This window comes from Nitrobacter sp. NHB1 (assembly GCF_036964665.1).
In the GTDB taxonomy this organism is placed as follows: domain Bacteria; phylum Pseudomonadota; class Alphaproteobacteria; order Rhizobiales; family Xanthobacteraceae; genus Nitrobacter.
Map to the genome: position 1 here is coordinate 2367150 of NZ_JBAMDA010000001.1, position 18147 is coordinate 2385296.

At 64.7% G+C, this 18147-nt stretch carries 17 protein-coding genes; 11 read left to right on the forward strand and 6 right to left on the reverse strand.

Annotation, left to right across the window (positions count from 1 at the left end; all coding sequences use genetic code 11):
• Positions 1 to 7 precede the first annotated feature (7 nt).
• Entirely contained in the window at positions 8 to 529 is a 522-nt protein-coding gene (locus V4R08_RS11005; protein WP_335579389.1) for a DUF4142 domain-containing protein, read from the reverse strand.
• Between the two features lie 97 nt (positions 530 to 626).
• Positions 627 to 1322, reverse strand: coding sequence for an RNA polymerase sigma factor (locus V4R08_RS11010; RefSeq protein WP_335579390.1), 696 nt, complete (start codon positions 1320 to 1322; stop codon positions 627 to 629).
• Positions 1323 to 1607: 285 nt separating this feature from the next.
• Here V4R08_RS11010 and V4R08_RS11015 point away from each other — a divergent pair, with 285 nt between their 5' ends.
• The 3 genes from V4R08_RS11015 to V4R08_RS11025 all read left to right on the forward strand — a co-directional run bounded on the left by V4R08_RS11015 (position 1608) and on the right by V4R08_RS11025 (position 3226).
• Positions 1608 to 2066: a hypothetical protein gene (locus tag V4R08_RS11015; RefSeq protein ID WP_335579391.1), complete on the forward strand. Its 459-nt coding sequence runs from the start codon at positions 1608 to 1610 to the stop codon at positions 2064 to 2066.
• Positions 2067 to 2392: 326 nt separating this feature from the next.
• Positions 2393 to 2566, forward strand: a complete 174-nt coding sequence (locus V4R08_RS11020) for a hypothetical protein (RefSeq protein WP_335579392.1) — start codon at positions 2393 to 2395, stop codon at positions 2564 to 2566.
• A gap of 66 nt (positions 2567 to 2632) precedes the next feature.
• A complete protein-coding gene (locus tag V4R08_RS11025) occupies positions 2633 to 3226 on the forward strand; it encodes an SCO family protein (protein WP_335579393.1) in 594 nt (197 codons plus the stop codon).
• On the opposite strand, the gene V4R08_RS11030 is transcribed toward V4R08_RS11025, so the two are convergent.
• A complete protein-coding gene (locus tag V4R08_RS11030) occupies positions 3217 to 5274 on the reverse strand; it encodes a glycosyltransferase family 2 protein (RefSeq protein WP_335579394.1) in 2058 nt (685 codons plus the stop codon). The genes V4R08_RS11025 and V4R08_RS11030 overlap by 10 nt on opposite strands.
• Positions 5275 to 5355: 81 nt before the next feature.
• Between V4R08_RS11030 and V4R08_RS11035 the strand changes: the two genes are divergently transcribed.
• The 3 genes from V4R08_RS11035 to V4R08_RS11045 all read left to right on the forward strand — a co-directional run bounded on the left by V4R08_RS11035 (position 5356) and on the right by V4R08_RS11045 (position 8778).
• On the forward strand, positions 5356 to 6276 hold the full coding sequence (locus V4R08_RS11035) for an ABC transporter substrate-binding protein (RefSeq protein ID WP_335579395.1): 921 nt from the start codon (positions 5356 to 5358) through the stop codon (positions 6274 to 6276).
• A gap of 108 nt (positions 6277 to 6384) precedes the next feature.
• Complete coding sequence (locus V4R08_RS11040) at positions 6385 to 8016, forward strand: lysine--tRNA ligase (RefSeq protein WP_335579396.1); 1632 nt, start codon at positions 6385 to 6387, stop codon at positions 8014 to 8016.
• A gap of 243 nt (positions 8017 to 8259) precedes the next feature.
• On the forward strand, positions 8260 to 8778 hold the full coding sequence (locus V4R08_RS11045) for a L,D-transpeptidase (protein WP_335579397.1): 519 nt from the start codon (positions 8260 to 8262) through the stop codon (positions 8776 to 8778).
• Positions 8779 to 8842: 64 nt separating this feature from the next.
• Here the strand turns inward: V4R08_RS11045 and V4R08_RS11050 are convergent, their stop codons facing one another.
• Both V4R08_RS11050 and V4R08_RS11055 read right to left on the reverse strand, forming a co-directional pair.
• Entirely contained in the window at positions 8843 to 9427 is a 585-nt protein-coding gene (locus tag V4R08_RS11050) for a thermonuclease family protein (RefSeq protein ID WP_335579398.1), read from the reverse strand.
• Positions 9428 to 9603: 176 nt separating this feature from the next.
• Entirely contained in the window at positions 9604 to 9822 is a 219-nt protein-coding gene (locus V4R08_RS11055; protein WP_335579399.1) for a DUF1674 domain-containing protein, read from the reverse strand.
• A 189-nt stretch (positions 9823 to 10011) separates the two neighbouring features.
• Between V4R08_RS11055 and V4R08_RS11060 the strand changes: the two genes are divergently transcribed.
• The 5 genes from V4R08_RS11060 (at position 10012) to V4R08_RS11080 (ending at position 16660) form a co-directional block, all read left to right on the forward strand.
• Entirely contained in the window at positions 10012 to 11364 is a 1353-nt protein-coding gene (locus V4R08_RS11060; protein WP_335579400.1) for an RsmB/NOP family class I SAM-dependent RNA methyltransferase, read from the forward strand.
• 151 nt (positions 11365 to 11515) lie between these two features.
• Positions 11516 to 13270, forward strand: coding sequence for a heparinase II/III family protein (locus V4R08_RS11065; RefSeq protein ID WP_335579401.1), 1755 nt, complete (start codon positions 11516 to 11518; stop codon positions 13268 to 13270).
• A gap of 101 nt (positions 13271 to 13371) precedes the next feature.
• Positions 13372 to 14964: a bifunctional phosphoribosylaminoimidazolecarboxamide formyltransferase/IMP cyclohydrolase gene (gene purH / locus V4R08_RS11070; protein ID WP_335579402.1), complete on the forward strand. Its 1593-nt coding sequence runs from the start codon at positions 13372 to 13374 to the stop codon at positions 14962 to 14964.
• A 53-nt stretch (positions 14965 to 15017) separates the two neighbouring features.
• Positions 15018 to 15680, forward strand: coding sequence for a c-type cytochrome (locus V4R08_RS11075; RefSeq protein ID WP_335579403.1), 663 nt, complete (start codon positions 15018 to 15020; stop codon positions 15678 to 15680).
• On the forward strand, positions 15677 to 16660 hold the full coding sequence (locus tag V4R08_RS11080; RefSeq protein WP_335579404.1) for a c-type cytochrome: 984 nt from the start codon (positions 15677 to 15679) through the stop codon (positions 16658 to 16660). Before V4R08_RS11075 ends, V4R08_RS11080 begins: the two co-directional genes overlap by 4 nt.
• Positions 16661 to 16675: 15 nt before the next feature.
• Here V4R08_RS11080 and V4R08_RS11085 read toward each other — a convergent pair whose 3' ends face one another.
• Positions 16676 to 18070 carry an MFS transporter gene (locus tag V4R08_RS11085; protein WP_335579405.1) on the reverse strand — a complete coding sequence of 465 codons (1395 nt, stop codon included), beginning with the start codon at positions 18068 to 18070 and terminating at the stop codon, positions 16676 to 16678.
• Positions 18071 to 18147 lie beyond the last annotated feature (77 nt).

Sequence of the window (18147 nt, forward strand, 5' to 3'; positions counted from 1 at the left end):
ACGCTCCTTACTTCAGCTCGGCCGCGACGTGTTCGGCGTGCTGCTCGTGGCCCTCGAAGATCTTCAGCGCCGTCTGCAGCAGGCTCTTCAGCTCAGGATTACTGGCCGACGGAATGAGCTGGGTTTCGAGTGCGTTATCGACTGCCTTGTGATAAGCGACCTCGTTGTCGACGTAGGCCTTGTCGAACGCCGCGCCCTTCAGCTTCGACAGCTTCTCGAGCTCGGCCGCGGCGTTCTTGGACAGCGTGCGGCTGGTGGCGTTGTCTTCGGGGATGACCTTGAGCTTCTTGACCAGTGCGAGCGCCTTCTCGTTCACCGCCTCGTGATCGCGCACCATATCGGCGGCGAAGGCCTTCACGTCCTTGTTCTCGGATTTCTTCAGCGCCTGCTTCGCCGCTGTGATATCGATGACGCCGGCAGTGTAGGCGATATGCGCAATCTGCGGATCGGTAAGTTTCGCATCCTGCGCGAAGGCGACGCCGGTCAGTAGCACTGCAGCGGCGATCGCCGCGCTCAGTCGAACAAGCATTTTTGATACTCCTGTGACGCCGCGATTCGAAAATCGCCGGGCGCTTTGTTTGAAGACACACAGGATTGGATGCGGCGCGACGCAACAGGTTCCGGAATTATTTGGTCAGACCGAGCCGACCGAGCACCGCGTCGGTCAGACGTGCGCAGCGTTTGCCAGCGAAAGGAAAGGCCTCCATCACGACCGGGCCGATCTTCTTTTCCACGTTGGCGCGCAACATCGTGCGGGCGCGATGTAGCCTCGTCTTCACGGTTTCCGGCTTGAGGTCGAGGATCTCAGCCGTTTCCTCCACGTTCATGCCCTCGATCACGCGCGTGATGAAGACGATGCGGAACGCCTCGGGCAGTTCATCAACCGCGTGCTCGACGATATGCTGGATTTCGCGCTGGGCCATGGTTTTTTCCGGATCATCGACGAAGGCGGAAACGGGGAACCGGATGATACGGGCGTTCGACGCCCCGGACTCCTCCAGCGTAGTCCAGTCAACGCTCGGGCGCTGGCGCCGCAGCCGGCCAAGCGCCTCGTTCATGGCGATGCGCGCCAGCCAGGTTGCAAGACGGGAATCGCCACGAAAGCTATCGAGATGCGTGAAGGCACGAACGTAGGTTTCCTGCACGACATCCTCGGCCTCGCTGTCGTTGCGCAGGATGCCGCGGGCGATCCGGTAGAGCTTGCGATTGTTCGCCTGCATAATGGCGCGGATCGCGCTTTCGTCACGCACGCGGGCGCGGCGAATCAGTTCATCATCGTCATCGCACGGGCCGGCGGCCGGCCGGGACTGAACCTGTTGCATGCGCGCCTCACTCCCGATCTTAAGGATACTCCACCTTCAGCAGATATGGATGCGGCAAAGCCGATCAGGTTCCCAAGCTCAGGTTCCAAGATGGGGAAATTAACCATACATCCGCTGTCCGGCGGTTAATCCATCCAGGAAGTGCAGCGCGTCGGCAACACTGGATTTGAATCTGATTCGAGAGATCGCGGCCATCTGGACAAAATGCCGATCTCGCCGGAGGCTACAGACCTTAGACATCGCACAAAGGTCCCTGCAAATTCGGGATCGACACCGGGGCAGACGATGAGGGTCGTGACGGGATTGCTTGCAGCGCTACTCGTGCTGGGACATGTCGCTGCAAGCCAGGCCGTGGTCCGGATCGGCGAGGATCGGGGTGGCCGGATCGGAACCTACGTCGATAAATACCAGAACCTTCGTGACACCGGCCAGTCCGTCATCATCGATGGTCTGTGCGCATCGGCCTGCACCATCGTTCTCGGCGCGGTTCCACACGACAGGATTTGCGTGACCTCCCATGCCGCTCTCGGATTTCATGCCGCGTGGGATATCGGATCCGACGGCCGGGCCGTGACCAACTCCCAAGCGACCCACATGCTGTATCTGATGTACCCTTCCGCAATCCGGCGCTGGATCAAACAGCGCGGCGGTTTGACGCGGCACATGATCTTCCTGCGCGGCCGTCAGCTCACTGCCATGTACCGTCCATGCTACCTCGACGCGCGGGCGTCTTCGGCGCGCTGACCCGGATCATGATGATTTTGGATCGAATCGATCCAAAGTCATGAACGTGATCGATTCCAATATTCTAGAGCGTTTTCGAGCGAAGTGGGCACCGGTTCGCGTGAAGAAAGCGCGTCAAATCAAAATCTGCGGGCGGAAAACCGCTACACATTTTTCCTCATCCCGCTCCAGGCAGCATTGCCCATTCATCACACCGTGATCGCAGACGGTTGCGGCTTGCCTTGAGGGCGCGACTGGCCTTATCTGCAACCAGCCGAGGCGGCAGGACGCGATTGCGCCCGCTGACCGTTGGCGACGTTGAATATTCACGGGAACCCGCGGGAACCATGCAGCGCTCGGCGCAACTGGCGACCTCACAACAGGGAATCGCCTCGACGATCGTAGCAGGCAGCGCGGCCGCCGGCGCGGCGTTGCTGCTCGGAGCGCTGGCGCTCTGGGCGCACTACGGAACCGCCGTGTTCTTCGAGATGCTTGCCTCCGGCATCGCCGCCTGCTTCTAACGCGTATTCCGCAAAAGCGGATACCGGTTTTGCGATCAGGATATGCGTAAGTTATAAGGACATCCGATGACAAATAAAGCCACCCGCCCGCTGATTGTGTTTGCGGCCTTCGCCGGCAGCCTGGCCGTCGGCCTCACGGTGGTGCTGTGGCTGCTCGGCGGGCTGACCAGCAAACCGGCGGTGGCTTCGATCGGCGGCCCGTTCCAACTGACCGACCAGACCGGCCAGACCGTCACCGAAAAGAGTCTGGTGGGCCGCCCGACGATCGTCTTCTTCGGCTACACCCATTGTCCCGACGTCTGCCCGACCTCGCTGTTCGAGATGTCGCAGGTGCTGCGGGCGATGGGCAAGGATGCCGACCGCGTCAACGCCTATTTCGTGACGGTCGATCCGGAGCGCGATACGCAGGCCACGATGAAGGAGTATCTCTCCAGCTTCGATCCGCACCTGAAAGGCTTGACCGGCGATCAGGCGGCGGTCACGAAGATGCTGTCCGAATATCGGGTCTTCGCCAAAAAGATTCCGCTGCAGGATGGAAGTTACTCGATGGATCATACGGCGCTGATCTATCTGATGGATCGCGATGGCCACTTCGTCTCGCCGTTCAATCTCAAACGCACGCCCGAAGCGGCCGCCGCCGATCTCAAGCGCTATCTGTAGCGCTGCCGCCGTGGCGTGGCCATGGCGCGGGAGGCGGGCGTTTGCGAAGCGGCGTTCGATCGGATTTGCGAGGAAAGGCCGTGCTCGGTCTTCTCCCATCGGTATGGTTCGCTCAGCAGTTGATACAGTGCGCGCCACGCCGCGATCGAAAGACAGGCCCAATAGACCGGCGTCAGCGCCAGGATCCAGCCCTGCCGCAACTGCCCGCGCCGCGCCAGGCCCATCAGAGCGACCACGATCGTCGAGACGAAACCGGCGGCGATCGTGGTCCAATGCAGCGGTGTGACCGGGTTCGCAGCAAACCAGTCGGTCATGCCAAAACGGGCCATCGCATCGAACGCCACATTGACGACGAGAACAGGAAAGGCCAGCGCCGTTAGCACATTGCCGCCGACGACGGCGTTCAGTGTCAAAAACCCCTTCGCACCCGCTTCCCACCACAGCCGCCAGGGCCGGCGCATGTGCACGCTCCAGGTCTGCATCCACCCCTTCATCCAGCGCGAGCGCTGGCGCAACCATCCGCCGAAACGCACCGGCGCCTCCTCGAACGTTGTCGATACGAAGGTGGTCGAGCGGTAGCCGAAGCGCGCCAGCCGAAAGCCGAGGTCGGCGTCCTCGGTGACGTTGTAGGCATCCCAGCCGCCCACCTCGCGAAGGACCGCGGTACGGAAGTGGTTCGACGATCCGCCGAGCGGCAGCGGCACGCCGAATGATGCGAGTCCGGGAAGGAAGACGTCGAACTGTCCGGCATATTCGGCGGCGAACATGCGCGAGAGCCAGCTGTCCGACTGATTTTCGATGCAGAGGCTGGCCTGAACGCAGGCCACGTCAGTGCCTTGAGTGCGAAAGGCGTCGAGCGCGGCGCGAAGCTGGCCCGGATCGGGACGGTCTTCGGCATCGAACACGGCGGTGAAACTGCCGCGCGCGAACGGCAGCGCGCAATTGAGCGCCTTCGGCTTGGTGCGCGGCCCTATCGCCGGGGCGAGCAGGACCTGGACCTGCGGCATCGGGCCGAGCCTCGCAAGGGCGGCGCGGGTTTCGAGATCGTCGAGCTCGATCACGATGATGACGTCGAGCTTTTCGCGCGGGTAGTCCAGGGCGCCGATGGCCTGCATCAGCGGTGCGACCGATGCCGCTTCGCGATACAGCGCCGCGATCACGGTGTAGACAGGCAGATGGCCGTCGGGGGTGCGCGGCGGTCGCACCGTCGGGCGCAACGGCCGCAGGCTGGCCGCGAGCCGCAGGCCGATGAATGCGAGAAACCATACCGCCAGCACGCTGCCCCCGATATCCAGGGTGGAGGCTGGCGTCAGCGTCATCATGACGGCGAGAGCGCCGGTCTGTGCGCGGCGCCGCATTGCGCGCAGCCCGCGGGGGGAACCGTCGGCAACCGGCGCGGCCGACAGGGCCGGGAATCGCCGACCGAGCGCATTGGCGGCGGACTGGCCGAGCACGTCGCCGGTCCGCCGCAGCAGAAACTGATTGAGGTCTCGCGTCGATGTCAGACGGACCCGGTCGCATAACGACGGATACATAGCAGTCAGGCGGCAGAGCCGTCGCGCGCCGAAACCGCGCGGTGCGATGGCCCAGATCAGCTTCCCATCCCGGCGCAGCGGAAGCAGTCCGTGTTCCGCAGCGCGGGGCAGGTGGCGGTCGGGCAAGGCGCAATCGGCGCGGGATGCGTCTGCGAATGTCTCGATCGCAAGACCTGTGTGAAGGGAGAGCGTTTGCAGGTAAGTGTCTTCGTTAATGACGCCCGACCGGATCAGCGCCTGATCCGCGCCGATTTCCACCTCCCGGCCGCGCGCCTCGGCCGCGCGCAGCAGGGTCGGAGCGAGAACGTGCCGCAGGCAATCCAGTTCGCTCGCCGGGCCCGGCTCCGGGTCACGCAGCCAGTTGTCGTTGCTCGATTGCAGAATGCGAACAACGCCCGCGGGAAAGGCCGGCGGCGGGAGCGGCGACCCCTTAGGCCCGTCGCAGCGGGGCGCAGCGGCCCTCCCGCGACCCTCGACCCGCTTGCTATCCTCAACATGGTCCAGTTCCGCCAAGTGACGCCCCCACGCAACAAACGATACTCGCGTCCCGCTCCGGATGGTCTATAAGACCCTCCGTGCGAAAAGCCCCGGCCAATGCAACCACAGATTACCGTTTCCTCCAACGAAAGATTGTTCCGCCGCCGCGCGACCACGCTGGGTTGTGTGCTGGTCGCCGGCTGGATGCTGGTTTTGGGAGCAGCGATCGACGATGCGCGCGCGGAGACCGCAGCGAAGACCGCCATCGTCGCGCCGCAGGCGGTACCGGGCTTCTGGGATCCGCGCCACCGCCCGGACCGCCCCGATCTGTCACGCCTCACCGTAATCCGCTTTCTGACCGAGACCGACTATCCACCGTTCAACTTCACCGGTCCCGACGGCAATCCGGCCGGCTTCAATGTCGATCTGGCGCGCGCCCTGTGCGAGGAGATCAAGGTCACCTGCACGATTCAGATGCGACGCTTCGAGACGCTGGTGGACGCGCTCACCAGCAACCGCGGCGATGCCATCATCGCCTCGCTCGCGGTCACGCCGGAGCTACGCAAGCGGGTGGACTTCACCGATCCGTACTATCGAACGCCGGCGCGATTCGTGTCGCGGCGCGACGCCGTGATGGCCGAGGTGCGCCCGGAATATCTCGAGGGCAAGAAGGTCGGCGTCATCGCGGGGTCGGCGCACGAGGCCTATCTCAAAGCTTTCTTCACCGACGCCGAACTGCACACGTATCCAAACGCCGAGACGCTGCGGCAGGCGCTGCGGCGGGGCGAGGTCGACTTCATTTTTGGCGACGCCATTTCATTGGCGTTCTGGATCAACGGCACCGATTCGGAAGGTTGCTGCGCGTTCAGCGGCGGCCCCTTTGTCGAGAGCCGCTATTTCGGCGAAGGCGTCGGCATCGCGGTGAAAAAGGGCAATGACGTGCTGCGCCAGGCGCTGAACTGGGCGCTGTTCCGAGTTTGGGAAAAAGGCCGCTATACCGACCTGTGGCTGCGCTATTTTTCCGTCAGTCCGTTTTAGAGCATGATCCCGAAAAGTAGAGACCGGTTTTCGAAATAGGATCATGTTCAATCAATAAAGATCAAGGTGTGGCGCAGCGCCTGATGCCGCGCGTCATGGAGAGTTGAGATGTCGGACATGATGTCAGCGAGCGATCTGCGCGCGCTCGCCGAGCAATCCAATGCGTGGCCGTTCGAGCAGGCAAGGCAGATCGTCGCGCGCCTGAAGAAGCGGCCGAAGGACGAGGTGCTGTTCGAGACCGGCTACGGCCCCTCCGGGCTGCCGCATATCGGCACCTTCGGCGAGGTCGCGCGCACCACCATGGTGCGCCACGCCTTCCGCGCGCTGACCGAAGACAGGATCAAAACACGGCTGCTGGCGTTTTCCGACGATATGGACGGCTTGCGCAAGGTGCCGGACAACGTGCCCAACAAGGAGCTGCTGGCGCAGGATCTCGGCAAGCCGCTGACGCGGGTGCGCGATCCCTTCGGCACCCATCCGAGCTTCGGCGAGCACAACAACGCCCGGCTGCGCGCCTTCCTCGACACCTTCGGTTTCGACTACGAGTTCGCAAGCTCGACGGCCTACTACACTTCGGGCCGCTTCGACGCCACGCTTCTAAAGGTGCTGGAAAACATCGACAAGGTGATGGCGATCATGCTGCCGTCCTTGCGCGAGGAGCGCGCGGCGAGTTATTCGCCGTTCCTGCCCATCTGTCCGCGCACCGGCGTGGTGCTGCAGGTGCCTATATCAGCGCATGACGCGTGCGCCGGCACGATCTCTTACGACGACCCCGAAACCGGGGAGCGGGTTACGGTCCCCGTCACCGGGGGACATTGCAAGCTGCAGTGGAAGCCGGACTGGGCGATGCGCTGGGCCGCGCTCGGCGTCGACTATGAGATGGCCGGCAAGGACCTGATCGATTCGGTCAAGCTGTCGGGCAAAATCTGTTCCGCGCTCGGCGGCACGCCGCCGGAGGGGTTCAACTACGAACTGTTTCTCGATGACAGGGGCCAGAAGATTTCCAAGTCGAAGGGCAACGGGATCACCATCGACGAGTGGCTGCGCTATGCCTCGCCGGAATCGCTGTCGCTGTTCATGTATCGTGAACCGAAGGCGGCGAAGCGGCTGCATTTCGACGTGATCCCGCGCAACGTCGACGACTACCAGCAGTTCCTCGATGGCTATCCGCGTCAGGACGCCAGGCAGCAGCTCGCCAACCCGGTCTGGCACATTCATGCCGGCCGTCCGCCTGCGGCCGACATGCCGGTCACGTTCCAGTTGCTGCTGACGCTGGTGTCGTCGTCGAACGCGGAGAATGCCGAAACCCTGTGGGGCTTCATCGGCCGCTACCGGCCCGGCGTCACGCCGCAGACCCATCCGAAGCTCGATGCGCTGGTCGGCTATGCCGTCAACTATTACCGCGACTTCGTGGCGCCGACGAAACAGTTCCGCGAGCCGACCGGGAGCGAGCGCGCCGCGCTGCAAGACTTGCGCGATGTGCTGTCGCAACTGCCCGCAGACGCCTCGGCCGAAGACATTCAGAACGCGGTCTATGAGATCGGCCGCCGCGAACCCTTCCTCAACCACAAGAAGCTCGCCAAGGACGGCCGTCCCGGCGTCTCGCTCGACTGGTTCAACATGCTCTATCAGGTGCTGCTCGGTCAGGAGAAGGGACCGCGCTTCGGCTCGTTCGTCGCGGTCTATGGCGTGCAGAACGCCGTTGCGATGATCGACGGCGCGCTGGCGCGAGCGGGGTAACTCACGCGCCTGTCAGGCGCAGGCCGCGCGCCGGCGGCGGCTTGGCGTCCGGGCATTGTTTTCCGGTCATTTACCTTGTTTGCGGGATTTTCTTTATATGCCGCCGCCGCGCAGCGCGTTGCGCCCGGCGGAAGAGGTTGGGTAACGAACCGGATGAACAATGCATCGGCGAAAACGGCTCGCAAGTCCGGAGAATCCCGGATTTGACGGATGCCGGCTGCGGTACAGCTTTGGAGCGAAGGGATGTTGACGAGGGCTGCGGCGGCATTGGCCGCCACGATCGGAGCGAGCCTGCTCGGTATCGTATCGGCCGAGGCGCGGCCGGATGTGGTGAGCTATCGCAGCGACTATTCGCCGGGAACGATCGTGGTGAAGACGAAGGAGCGCCGGCTTTACCTGATCGTCGATTCCGATCGTGCGATCCGCTATCCCGTCGGCGTCGGCAGGGCCGGCAAGCAATGGGCGGGCGCCACGCACATCGAGGGCAAGTATCGCGAGCCCGCATGGGCGCCGCCGGCGGAGGTGAAGCGCGATAATCCGCGGATTCCGGATGTGATCGCCGGTGGCTCGCCGGCGAATCCGATGGGCGTCGCGGCGATGACGCTGTCCGGCGGCGGACAATACGCCATTCACGGCACCAACCGGCCGCAGACGGTCGGTCATTTCGTGTCATACGGCTGCATCCGCATGTACAACGACGACATCGACGACCTCTATCGGCGCGTCTCGATCGGAACGCCGGTGGTGGTGACGCAGCGGTAGATTGTTGCGAGCGGTCGATGCAAAAAGCCGTGCGGTTCGCGCGGCTTTTTTTATGCGAGGTGATTCACCGGCTCGCGCTGTTGCACCAGCTTCCACGATGCCCGCCGTGGTAGCTGCGGGCATGACCACTCGCCAGCATCGCCGCCGAGACGTCGGGCGTTCGCGCCGTGGCGGCATCGGCGACGATGCGCCCGTGATATTTGTCGGGGCCTATATTGTAGATCGTGACGGTGCCCTCGCCGAGCAGATCGCGCAGCCGCTCGCTCGCGGCTTTCGCCAGCCGCAGTTCCTCGGGACACGAGGCCTTCATTTCCGCCGCGTCGATGCCGCGCAGCCGTACCCGCGTCGTCATGTCGAGACCGGGCCACAGATGAACCAACGCCTCGAAGGTATCGCCGTCGATCGTCCTGACCACATCGACCGGGTGCCGCACCCCCGAATTGGCGGCGCGGGCCCAGATCGCGCGCACGTCGGTCCCGGACGGCAGCGGCGTTTGGTTAACGACCGCCGCCGGCCAATGCACCCAGTCCCGGACCGGCAGCATGGTGCCCGCCACCACCCCCAGAATGAAGATCCAGGGCAGAACCGGCGACAATCGGCTGCGCCAGCGCGGCCCTGACGATGCATTTATTCTGGTATATGGGTACATATTCCTAACATAGAGCGAGTCGGACCAACCGGCAAGCCCGCGCAAGCGGCAGCGAGGCGGAAAAACGATGCGCTCAGAGCATTTCCCGGTGAAGTAGAAACCGGTTCACCGTAAGGAAATGCGACCATTCAATAATTTAGAGCGCTCATTCCGATTCCATCAAAACGACAAGCGCTCTAAAAGTCTGATGCAATCCCGTTGCGCTCCCAGTCGCCGAACCGCGTCGGTTCGGGGCCCTTCGGCCCCTGAACCTCTTTTGGTCCGGCAGAGACATCAGTTTGCGCGGCGGCGCGGCGGGCCTCGGCCTCGGCAAGCGCTCGCCGCGCCGCCGGCGGAAGCCGCTTGCGCGCATCGGCCGGACCGGTCCGCGGCAATACGGAGGGGTTGTCCGCCATATCATAGGCTCCGATCGGCGAGACCAATCGTCATCGCCTGTTTCCACCATAAATCATGCCCGAAATGCGTGAACATGGTGGCGATTCTTATATTTGGCATATTCGCGTGTCACGAACCTGATCCCGCCACAACGGATGCGCAGCGCGCGTTATCCGTCATCCCTCATTCTTAAGCGATGTGCCTGCCTCATGCCGTCAACCAGATTCGCACCGCCTGTCGAGGTCCCCGGCCTCGCGGCCCGGCGCATCGCAGCGGATATCCTCGACGGCGTCCTGCATAAGCACCGCACGCTCGACGAACAGCTCGAGGGCGCCGCCGCGCATCCCGGCCTGAAAGCGCTCGCCGATCGTGACCGCGCCTTGATGCGGCGGCTGGTTGCGACGATCCTGCGCCGGCTCGGAACCCTCGGCCATGTGCTGTCGCGGCTGCTCGATCGCGGCATTCCGACCGATGCGCCGCGCGCGCAGAGCGCGCTTTTGATCGGCGCGGCGCAGATTCTCTGGATGGACGTGCCGGATCATGCGGCCGTCGATCTGTCGGTGCGGCTCGTGCAATCCGACCGCCGCGCGGCGAAATATGCGGGACTTGTCAACGCGGTGCTGCGCCGCTGCGCGCGCGAAGGCCAGCCCCTGATCGACGAGGTTCGATCGGAGGCGCTCGATATTCCGTCGTGGCTGATGACGCGGTGGACCGTGAACTACGGCGAAAGCACTGCGAAAGCCATTGCCACGGCGATCGGCCACGAACCGTCCCTCGATCTCACCGTCAAGGCGGACGCGGAGCAGTGGGCGACGCGGCTGCACGGCGAGATTCTGCCGACCGGGACCGTTCGCACCTCGTTGCAGGGCCCGGTGACAATGCTGCCGGGATTTTCCGAAGGACGGTGGTGGGTGCAGGACGCCGCCGCCGCGCTGCCGGCGCGGCTGTTCGGCGATCTCAAAGGACGGCGCGTCGCCGATCTCTGCGCGGCACCGGGCGGCAAGACCGCGCAGCTCGCGCAGGCCGGCGCGGACGTGACCGCGGTCGACCGGTCGCCAAATCGGGTGGCGCGGCTGCGCGAAAATCTCGGCCGGCTGTCGCTGGGCGCGCGAGCGGTCGTCGCCGACGCCGTCGAATGGCAGGACGACGATGCCGGCGACGGCTTCGATGGCGTGCTGGTCGACGCGCCCTGCTCCGCGACCGGCACCATCCGCCGTCATCCGGACGTGGCCTGGCTCAAGCAGGATTCGGATATCGCGGCGCTGACGGCCCTGCAAAAGCGGCTGCTGCAAAAAGCGTTCGCGCTGCTCAAGCCCGGCGGAACGCTGGTCTATTGCACCTGCTCGCTGGAACCCGAGGAGGGCGAGCACGTCGTCGGCGCGCTGCTCGCATCTGAGGCAGGCGTGCGGCGCGTGCCGGTTAGCGCCGCGGAAGTGGCCGGACTGGAGGATATCGTGACACCGGCGGGCGATTTGCGCACCCTGCCCTGCCATCTGCCGCACGATGACCCCAGGATGGGCGGGCTCGACGGCTTCTACGCGGCACGATTGACTAAATCCTGATTGACCAGCTCCTGATTTCCCAAATCGAATCCGGGAAATTCGCGACATTTCAAGATAGTGCGTTGCCGGCCTTTCCGGATTAAAAAGGATTCACGAAAGAGTCCCCATCAACTCAAAGGGATTCGCGGGAATCCTCACACCAAAGGCACGCGTGTCGATCGCTCATCGCAAACGCATTTCAACGCTGTTGCTCCGCCGCTTCGCGCGACGGACGATCGCGCGCGCCAGCGACGGGCCGGCGGCGCTGTCGCGGCTGTGGCCCGGCCGCACCGACCGGCTGACGATCGCACCGCACGACCTGCGCACCGCCGACGCCACCCGCGCCGCCGAGATCTACGCCGGCCGCTTCGTTTTCGCGGGCAAGATCGTCACCTGTCATTCCCGCTCGATCTTCGACCTCGAACCGCCGTCCGAGGATTGGGAAGCTGCGCTACTGGGTTTCGGCTGGCTGCGGCATCTGCGCGCCGCCGATACCGCGATCACGCGCGCCAATGCGCGATCGCTGGTGGACGACTGGATATCGAATCCGGCGCGCAGGCGGCCGCTCGGGCGGCGCGCCGACGTCATGGCGCGCCGCGTTATCTCGCTGTTGTCGCAGGCGCCGCTCGTGCTCGGCGATACCGACGGAAAATTCTATCGCCGCTATCTGCGCGCGCTTGCCCGCGACATCCGCCTGTTGCGTTTCGGTCTGCACGACGCCCCCGACGGCGCGGCACGGCTCCAGGTACTGATCGCGCTGTGCTACGCCTCGCTGTGTCTTGCCAACCAGGCCCGCACCATCCGCACCGCGACGCGCAAGCTGTCCGACGAATTGCGGCGGCAGATCCTGCCCGACGGCGGCCATGTCTCGCGCAATCCCGGCGCCCTGATCGAACTGCTGATCGACCTGTTGCCGCTCCGGCAAACCTTCGCCGCGCGCAACATCGCGCCGCCGCCGGCGCTACTGAACGCCATCGACCGCATGATGCCGATGCTGCGCTTCTTCCGCCACGGCGACGGCAGCGTTGCACTGTTCAACGGCATGAGCGGCGCGCCGTCCGACCTCCTGGCGACGCTGCTGGCCTATGACGACACCCGCGGCATACCGATGGCCAACATGCCGCACACCGGCTTCCAGCGGCTCGACGCCGGAGCGACGGCGCTGATCGTCGACACCGGACCGCCGCCGCCCTCGAACCTCAGCGAGGAGGCACATGCCGGCTGCCTGTCGTTCGAACTATCCTCCGGTCCGAACCGGATCGTGACCAATTGCGGCACGCCCTCGACCGGCCGCGACAACTGGCGCACTTTCGCGCGCTCAACGCCGGCTCATTCCACGCTGACCTGCCATGCGACATCGTCATGTCAGTTCGTCGAACGGTCGGCGATGAAGCGGCTGCTGCAAGGCGCGCCGATCGTCGGCGGCCCGACCAATGTCGAAAGCTCCCGCGAGACCGTGGACGAAGTCGAACGATTGACGGCGTCGCATGACGGCTATCTCGCCCGGTTCGGCCTGATCCATCGCCGCGTTCTGACGATAACGCGCGACGGCTCGCGGCTGGAGGGCGAGGACACGCTGGCGCCCGCGCCCGGTGGCCGCATGAAGGGCAGTCAGATCGATTACGCATTGCGTTTCCATCTGCATCCGTCGGTGAAGGCGAGCCGTCTCAGCGATGCGCGCGGGGTGATGCTGGTGCTGCCGAACCGCGAGGTCTGGACGTTCGAGGCGCCCGACGACCGGGTCGACCTCGAAGACAGCGTGTTTCTCGCCGGCAACGACGGCCCCCGCCGCACCACGCAAATCGTGATTCATCAGAATGCCCGGGAGGCCCCCAGCGTGCGCTGGAGTTTCGTCCGTTCGACCGCCTCGGTCACGGCCACCAACGCCCGCCGCAATGCGCGGCGCGAGCCGGAATTGCCGCTGTAGCCGCGCGTTCTGTGGCCGGCGCCGTCGGGACGCCGGACAAGGCCGGTTTCATGCGCCGCGAAATCATGTTAACGGGCGGACTTAATCCCAGGATCATCCTCATGACCGACCGACCGCGCCGCGTCACCCGCGCCCTGCTTTCCGTTTCCGACAAGACCGGCCTGATCGCGTTCGCCCGCGCGCTCGCTGGCCTCGGCATAGACCTGGTCTCGACCGGCGGCACCGCCAGGGCGATCGCTGCAGCGGGGCTGCAGGTCAGCGACGTCTCCGAATTGACGGGCTTTCCGGAAATGATGGACGGCCGGGTCAAGACGCTGCATCCCAAGGTGCACGGCGGCCTGCTCGCGATCCGCGACAACGCCGATCATGCGAAAGCGATGAAGGACCACGGCATCGCGGCGATCGACCTGCTGGTCGTCAATCTGTATCCGTTCGAGGCCACCGTCGATAAAGGCGCGCCTTACGACGACTGCATCGAGAACATCGACATCGGCGGGCCGGCGATGATCCGCGCCGCCGCGAAGAACCACGACGACGTCGCGGTCGTGGTCGAACCGCAGGACTATCAGGCGGTGCTCGACGAACTCAAAGCCAACGCGGGCGCGACCACGCTGGGCTTGCGCAAGCGCCTCGCCGCAAAAGCCTATGCGCGCACCGCCGCCTATGATGCCGCGATCTCGAACTGGTTCGCGGTGCAGCTTGCGACCGACACGCCGGACTATCGCGCCTTCGGCGGGCGTCTGGCGCAGACCTTGCGCTACGGCGAAAACCCGCACCAGAGCGCCGCATTCTACCGTACGCCCGATCGTCGCGCCGGCGTCTCCACCGCGCGACAGTTGCAGGGCAAGGAGCTGTCCTACAACAACATCAACGACACCGACGCCGCCTACGAGTGCGTCGCCGAGTTCGATGCGACGCGCACCGCGGCCTGCGTCATCATCAAGCACGCCAACCCCTGCGGCGTCGCGGAAGGCGCCGATCTCGCCGGCGCCTATCGCAAGGCGCTCGCCTGCGACACCACGTCGGCCTATGGCGGCATCATCGCCTTCAATCGCACGCTCGATGCCGACGCAGCCAATGCTGTCGCGGGCATCTTCACCGAGGTCATCATCGCGCCCGATGCGACCGAGGAAGCGATTGCGATCATCGGCAAGCGCAAGAACCTGCGGCTGCTGCTGGCCGGCGGCCTGCCCGATCCACGCGCGCGCGGCCTGACCGCGAAGACAGTGGCCGGCGGACTTCTGGTGCAGGACCGCGACAACGCCGTCGTCGACGATATGGCGCTGAAGGTTGCGACCAAGCGTGCGCCGAGCGACGCCGAAATGCGCGATCTGCGTTTCGCCTTCCGCGTCGCCAAGCACGTCAAGTCGAACACCATCGTCTATGCCAAAGACCTCGCCACCGTCGGCATCGGAGCCGGGCAGATGAGCCGCGTCGACTCCGCGCGTATCGCCGCGCGCAAGGCGGAGGATGCCGCGCGCGAACTGAAATTGGCGCAGCCTCTGACCAAAGGCTCAGTCGTGGCATCGGATGCATTCTTCCCGTTCGCCGATGGGATGCTCGCCTGCGTCGAGGCCGGCGCCACCGCGGTGATTCAGCCCGGCGGCTCGATGCGCGACGAGGAGGTGATCAAGGCCGCCGACGAGCACGGCATCGCCATGGTGTTCACCGGCATCCGGCATTTTCGGCATTGAAGCCCGCTCCGGACGACACGCAAACCTTGAGAGCGAATGTGGGGGCAAAACGGATGAGATCGGTGGTAGGCGCAGCACTTCTGCTTCTTGGCATGTCGGCGCTGCCGGCGCTTGCGGCGGATGGGAAAAACACCACCACGAACGTGATACCCGCCGGAGCGGCGTCCTGCTCACCATGTCACGGCAAGCAGGGGGAGGGCCAGCCGGCAACCGGCGTGCCACGTCTCGCCGGCCTCAACGCCCAATACATCCAACGTCAGCTTGCGAGTTTCAAGGACGGAACGCGCAAGAACCGCATCATGATGATGATCGCGTCGGAGTTGTCGGACGACGATAAAAAAGCGCTGGCGAACTACTATGCCGATATGACGACGCCGAAGTCGGGAACCTCGCCGGCTGATCCGGCCTTGGTCGCGGCCGGAGCGAAGCTCGCCGCGACCGGCGACTGGTCAAAAGACCTGCCCGGATGCGGACAATGCCACGGAGCCGCCGGCCTTGGCGTCGGAACGGACTTTCCGCGTCTCGCGGGACAATGGGCCGTCTATATCGAGAAAGCCCTTCGGTCGTGGAAGGCCGGCGATCGCAAGAACGATCCCATGGGCGTGATGGCCAATGTCGCCAACAAGCTGACCGATGACCAGATCAAGAGCGTCGCCGCCTACTACGAGAGCCTGCCCGCGCCGGCACCAGCCAAGAGCCAGGAAGCCAAGCCATGAGCCGCAATCCGGTTGCACACTCAATCTCGGCCGCGGCTGTTCTCGCCCTCGCGGCCGCCGGCTTCATCGGGTACATGCTGTCCGCCAGCGCGGCGGCCCCGTTGACGGGCGCAACGCCGGAGCGGCCTCCGGCAGCAAAGACGGAAGCCGTGCGCCCCTCCCATACGCCCCCAGCGGATAGCGACATTCCGAACGGGCCATTCGGCGACATGGTGCGGCTCGGCCAGGCGATCTTCCACGATACCCAGCGCAATGCAAAGGGCTTCGTCGGCAACGATCTGCAGTGTTCGAACTGTCACCTCGACCGCGGCCGCCAGCCGAACTCAGCGCCGTTAGGCGCCGCCTATCTTCTTTACCCGGCCTATCGCGCGAAGAACGGCCACGTGAATACCTTCCAGGAGCGGCTGCAAGGCTGTTTCCGTTTCAGCATGAACGGCAAGGCGCCTCCGTTCAACGACAAGGTGCTGGTGGCGCTCGAGAGCTATGCCTACTTCCTGGCGAAGGGCGGTCCGACCGGCGTCGCCGTCAAGGGCCAGGGCTATCCCAAGCTGAAAGCGCCGGAACAGCCGGCCGACTATGATCGCGGCGCCAAGGCCTACGTACAGCATTGCTCGCTGTGTCATGGCGGCGACGGCAAGGGACAAAAATCGGCCGACGGACAAACCGTGTTTCCGCCGCTATGGGGACCGCGCTCGTTCAACTGGGGAGCGGGCATGGCCTCGATCAACAACGCCGCAGGCTTCATCAAGGCCAACATGCCGCTCGGTCTCGGCGGCTCGCTGAGCGATCAGGAGGCTTGGGACATCGCCACCTACATGGACAGTCAGGAGCGGCCGCAGGATCCGAGGTTCGTCGGGTCGGTCGCGGATACCCGCAAGCGATTCCACGACCAGCCGACATCGAAATATGGTTTGGTCGTCAACGGTGTCCTGCTGGGCGAGAAGTCGCCGCCGTCAGGGACGATCAACGCGGCGGATTGAACGCGGAAGGCGAGGCTACTCCCGCACCCGAACCTGGGACAACAGCACAAGCCCCGCGAGGAAGAAAAGCACCAGCACCGCCATGCCCGCCTTCTGGCTCGCGGTAATCGCGGTGATGAGGCCGACCAGCAGCGGACCGACGAACGACGTCACCTTTCCGGTCAGCGCGAACAATCCGAAAAACTGCGCGATGCGATCCTTCGGCGCCATCCGGATCAACAGCGTCCGCGAGGCCGCCTGCAACGGACCGCCGGCACCGCCGATCAGGCAGCCGAGGATAAGATAGGCCTTCTCCGCGGGTGCTGCGAACAAGCCGCCGCCGGGCACGGGCGGAGCGACCTTCACGAACAGGATCGAATCCCTGTCGACCATCAGGATCGCCACAATCGCCGACAGCAAGACAATCATGCTCGCGGCGATGACGAATTTCGGACCCACCCGATCGTCGAGCTTGCCGCCGATCCACGCGCCGAGCGCGCCGGCAACGGCGAGCAGAATGCCGAACGTTCCGATCTGGATGGTATGCCAGCCGAAGGTGCCGGCGGCATAGATGCCGCCGAACGCGAACAGTGACACCAGCCCGTCGGTGTAGATCATGTTGGCGAGCAGGAAGGTCGCCATCGACTTCCGCTTCGGCAATTCGCTGAGCGTCCTGCGCAGTTCGATCAATCCTTCGCGCAGCGCCGTTCGCAGCGGACGCTTCGCCGGGAAATCCGGCGTCAGGAAAAACATCGGCAGCACGAAGATGACGAACCACAGGCCCGTCAGCGGACCGGTGATGCGGTCGCCCTCATGGGCGACGGGATCGAGACCGAACAGCGGCGAAAAGCCGAACAGAGTTTTTCCCGTATCGGGATTGGCGGCGAGGAAACCGAGCACCAGGACGAGGCTGAGGATCCCGCCGATGTAGCCGGTGGCCCATCCGGTCCCCGACAGGCGGCCGATCTTCTCGGGCGGCACCAGCGACGGCATCATCGCGTTGTTGAACACGGTGGCGAACTCGACGCCGATGGTGGCGATGCCATAGGCGATCAGCAGTGGCAGGATCACGCCGGCGTCGCCGGGCTTGCCGATCCACATCAGGCTGGAGCCGATCACCAGCAGCGCGCCGAACACTGCGATCCACGGTTTGCGCCGGCCGCTGGCATCGGCGATGGCACCGAGCACCGGCGAGGCGAGCGCGATCACGATGCCGGCCGCGCCAGTCGCAAACCCCCACAGCGATTGCCCTTGGGCCGGCGTCGCCGCGACGAAGGTTGCGAAATAGGGCGCGAATACGAAGGTCGTGATCAGCGTGAAATAGGGCTGCGCCGCCCAGTCGAACATGATCCAGCTCGCGACCGCGGTGCGCGACGCATAGCGCGCCCCGAGATCGGCGTTGCCCGCGGGTACGGCTGTCGTCACCGTCATGATCGATATGTCCCGTTGAATTATGCGGGGCATCTCGCCTCGCGCGCCGAATTCCCTATAGCATCGATTGGTTGACG

Bases quoted from the DNA above. Each gene is read 5' to 3' on its own strand.
- V4R08_RS11025 (WP_335579393.1), top strand. From the start codon at position 2,633: ATGACAAATAAAGCCACCCGCCCGCTGATTGTGTTTGCGGCCTTCGCC.
- V4R08_RS11010 (WP_335579390.1), bottom strand. From the start codon at position 1,322: ATGCAACAGGTTCAGTCCCGGCCGGCCGCCGGCCCGTGCGATGACGAT.
- purH (WP_335579402.1), top strand. From the start codon at position 13,372: ATGACCGACCGACCGCGCCGCGTCACCCGCGCCCTGCTTTCCGTTTCC.
- V4R08_RS11045 (WP_335579397.1), top strand. From the start codon at position 8,260: ATGTTGACGAGGGCTGCGGCGGCATTGGCCGCCACGATCGGAGCGAGC.
- V4R08_RS11075 (WP_335579403.1), top strand. From the start codon at position 15,018: ATGAGATCGGTGGTAGGCGCAGCACTTCTGCTTCTTGGCATGTCGGCG.
- V4R08_RS11035 (WP_335579395.1), top strand. From the start codon at position 5,356: ATGCAACCACAGATTACCGTTTCCTCCAACGAAAGATTGTTCCGCCGC.
- V4R08_RS11040 (WP_335579396.1), top strand. From the start codon at position 6,385: ATGTCGGACATGATGTCAGCGAGCGATCTGCGCGCGCTCGCCGAGCAA.
- V4R08_RS11060 (WP_335579400.1), top strand. From the start codon at position 10,012: ATGCCGTCAACCAGATTCGCACCGCCTGTCGAGGTCCCCGGCCTCGCG.
- V4R08_RS11015 (WP_335579391.1), top strand. From the start codon at position 1,608: ATGAGGGTCGTGACGGGATTGCTTGCAGCGCTACTCGTGCTGGGACAT.
- V4R08_RS11020 (WP_335579392.1), top strand. From the start codon at position 2,393: ATGCAGCGCTCGGCGCAACTGGCGACCTCACAACAGGGAATCGCCTCG.
- V4R08_RS11085 (WP_335579405.1), bottom strand. From the start codon at position 18,070: ATGACGGTGACGACAGCCGTACCCGCGGGCAACGCCGATCTCGGGGCG.
- V4R08_RS11050 (WP_335579398.1), bottom strand. From the start codon at position 9,427: ATGTACCCATATACCAGAATAAATGCATCGTCAGGGCCGCGCTGGCGC.
- V4R08_RS11055 (WP_335579399.1), bottom strand. From the start codon at position 9,822: ATGGCGGACAACCCCTCCGTATTGCCGCGGACCGGTCCGGCCGATGCG.
- V4R08_RS11005 (WP_335579389.1), bottom strand. From the start codon at position 529: ATGCTTGTTCGACTGAGCGCGGCGATCGCCGCTGCAGTGCTACTGACC.
- V4R08_RS11080 (WP_335579404.1), top strand. From the start codon at position 15,677: ATGAGCCGCAATCCGGTTGCACACTCAATCTCGGCCGCGGCTGTTCTC.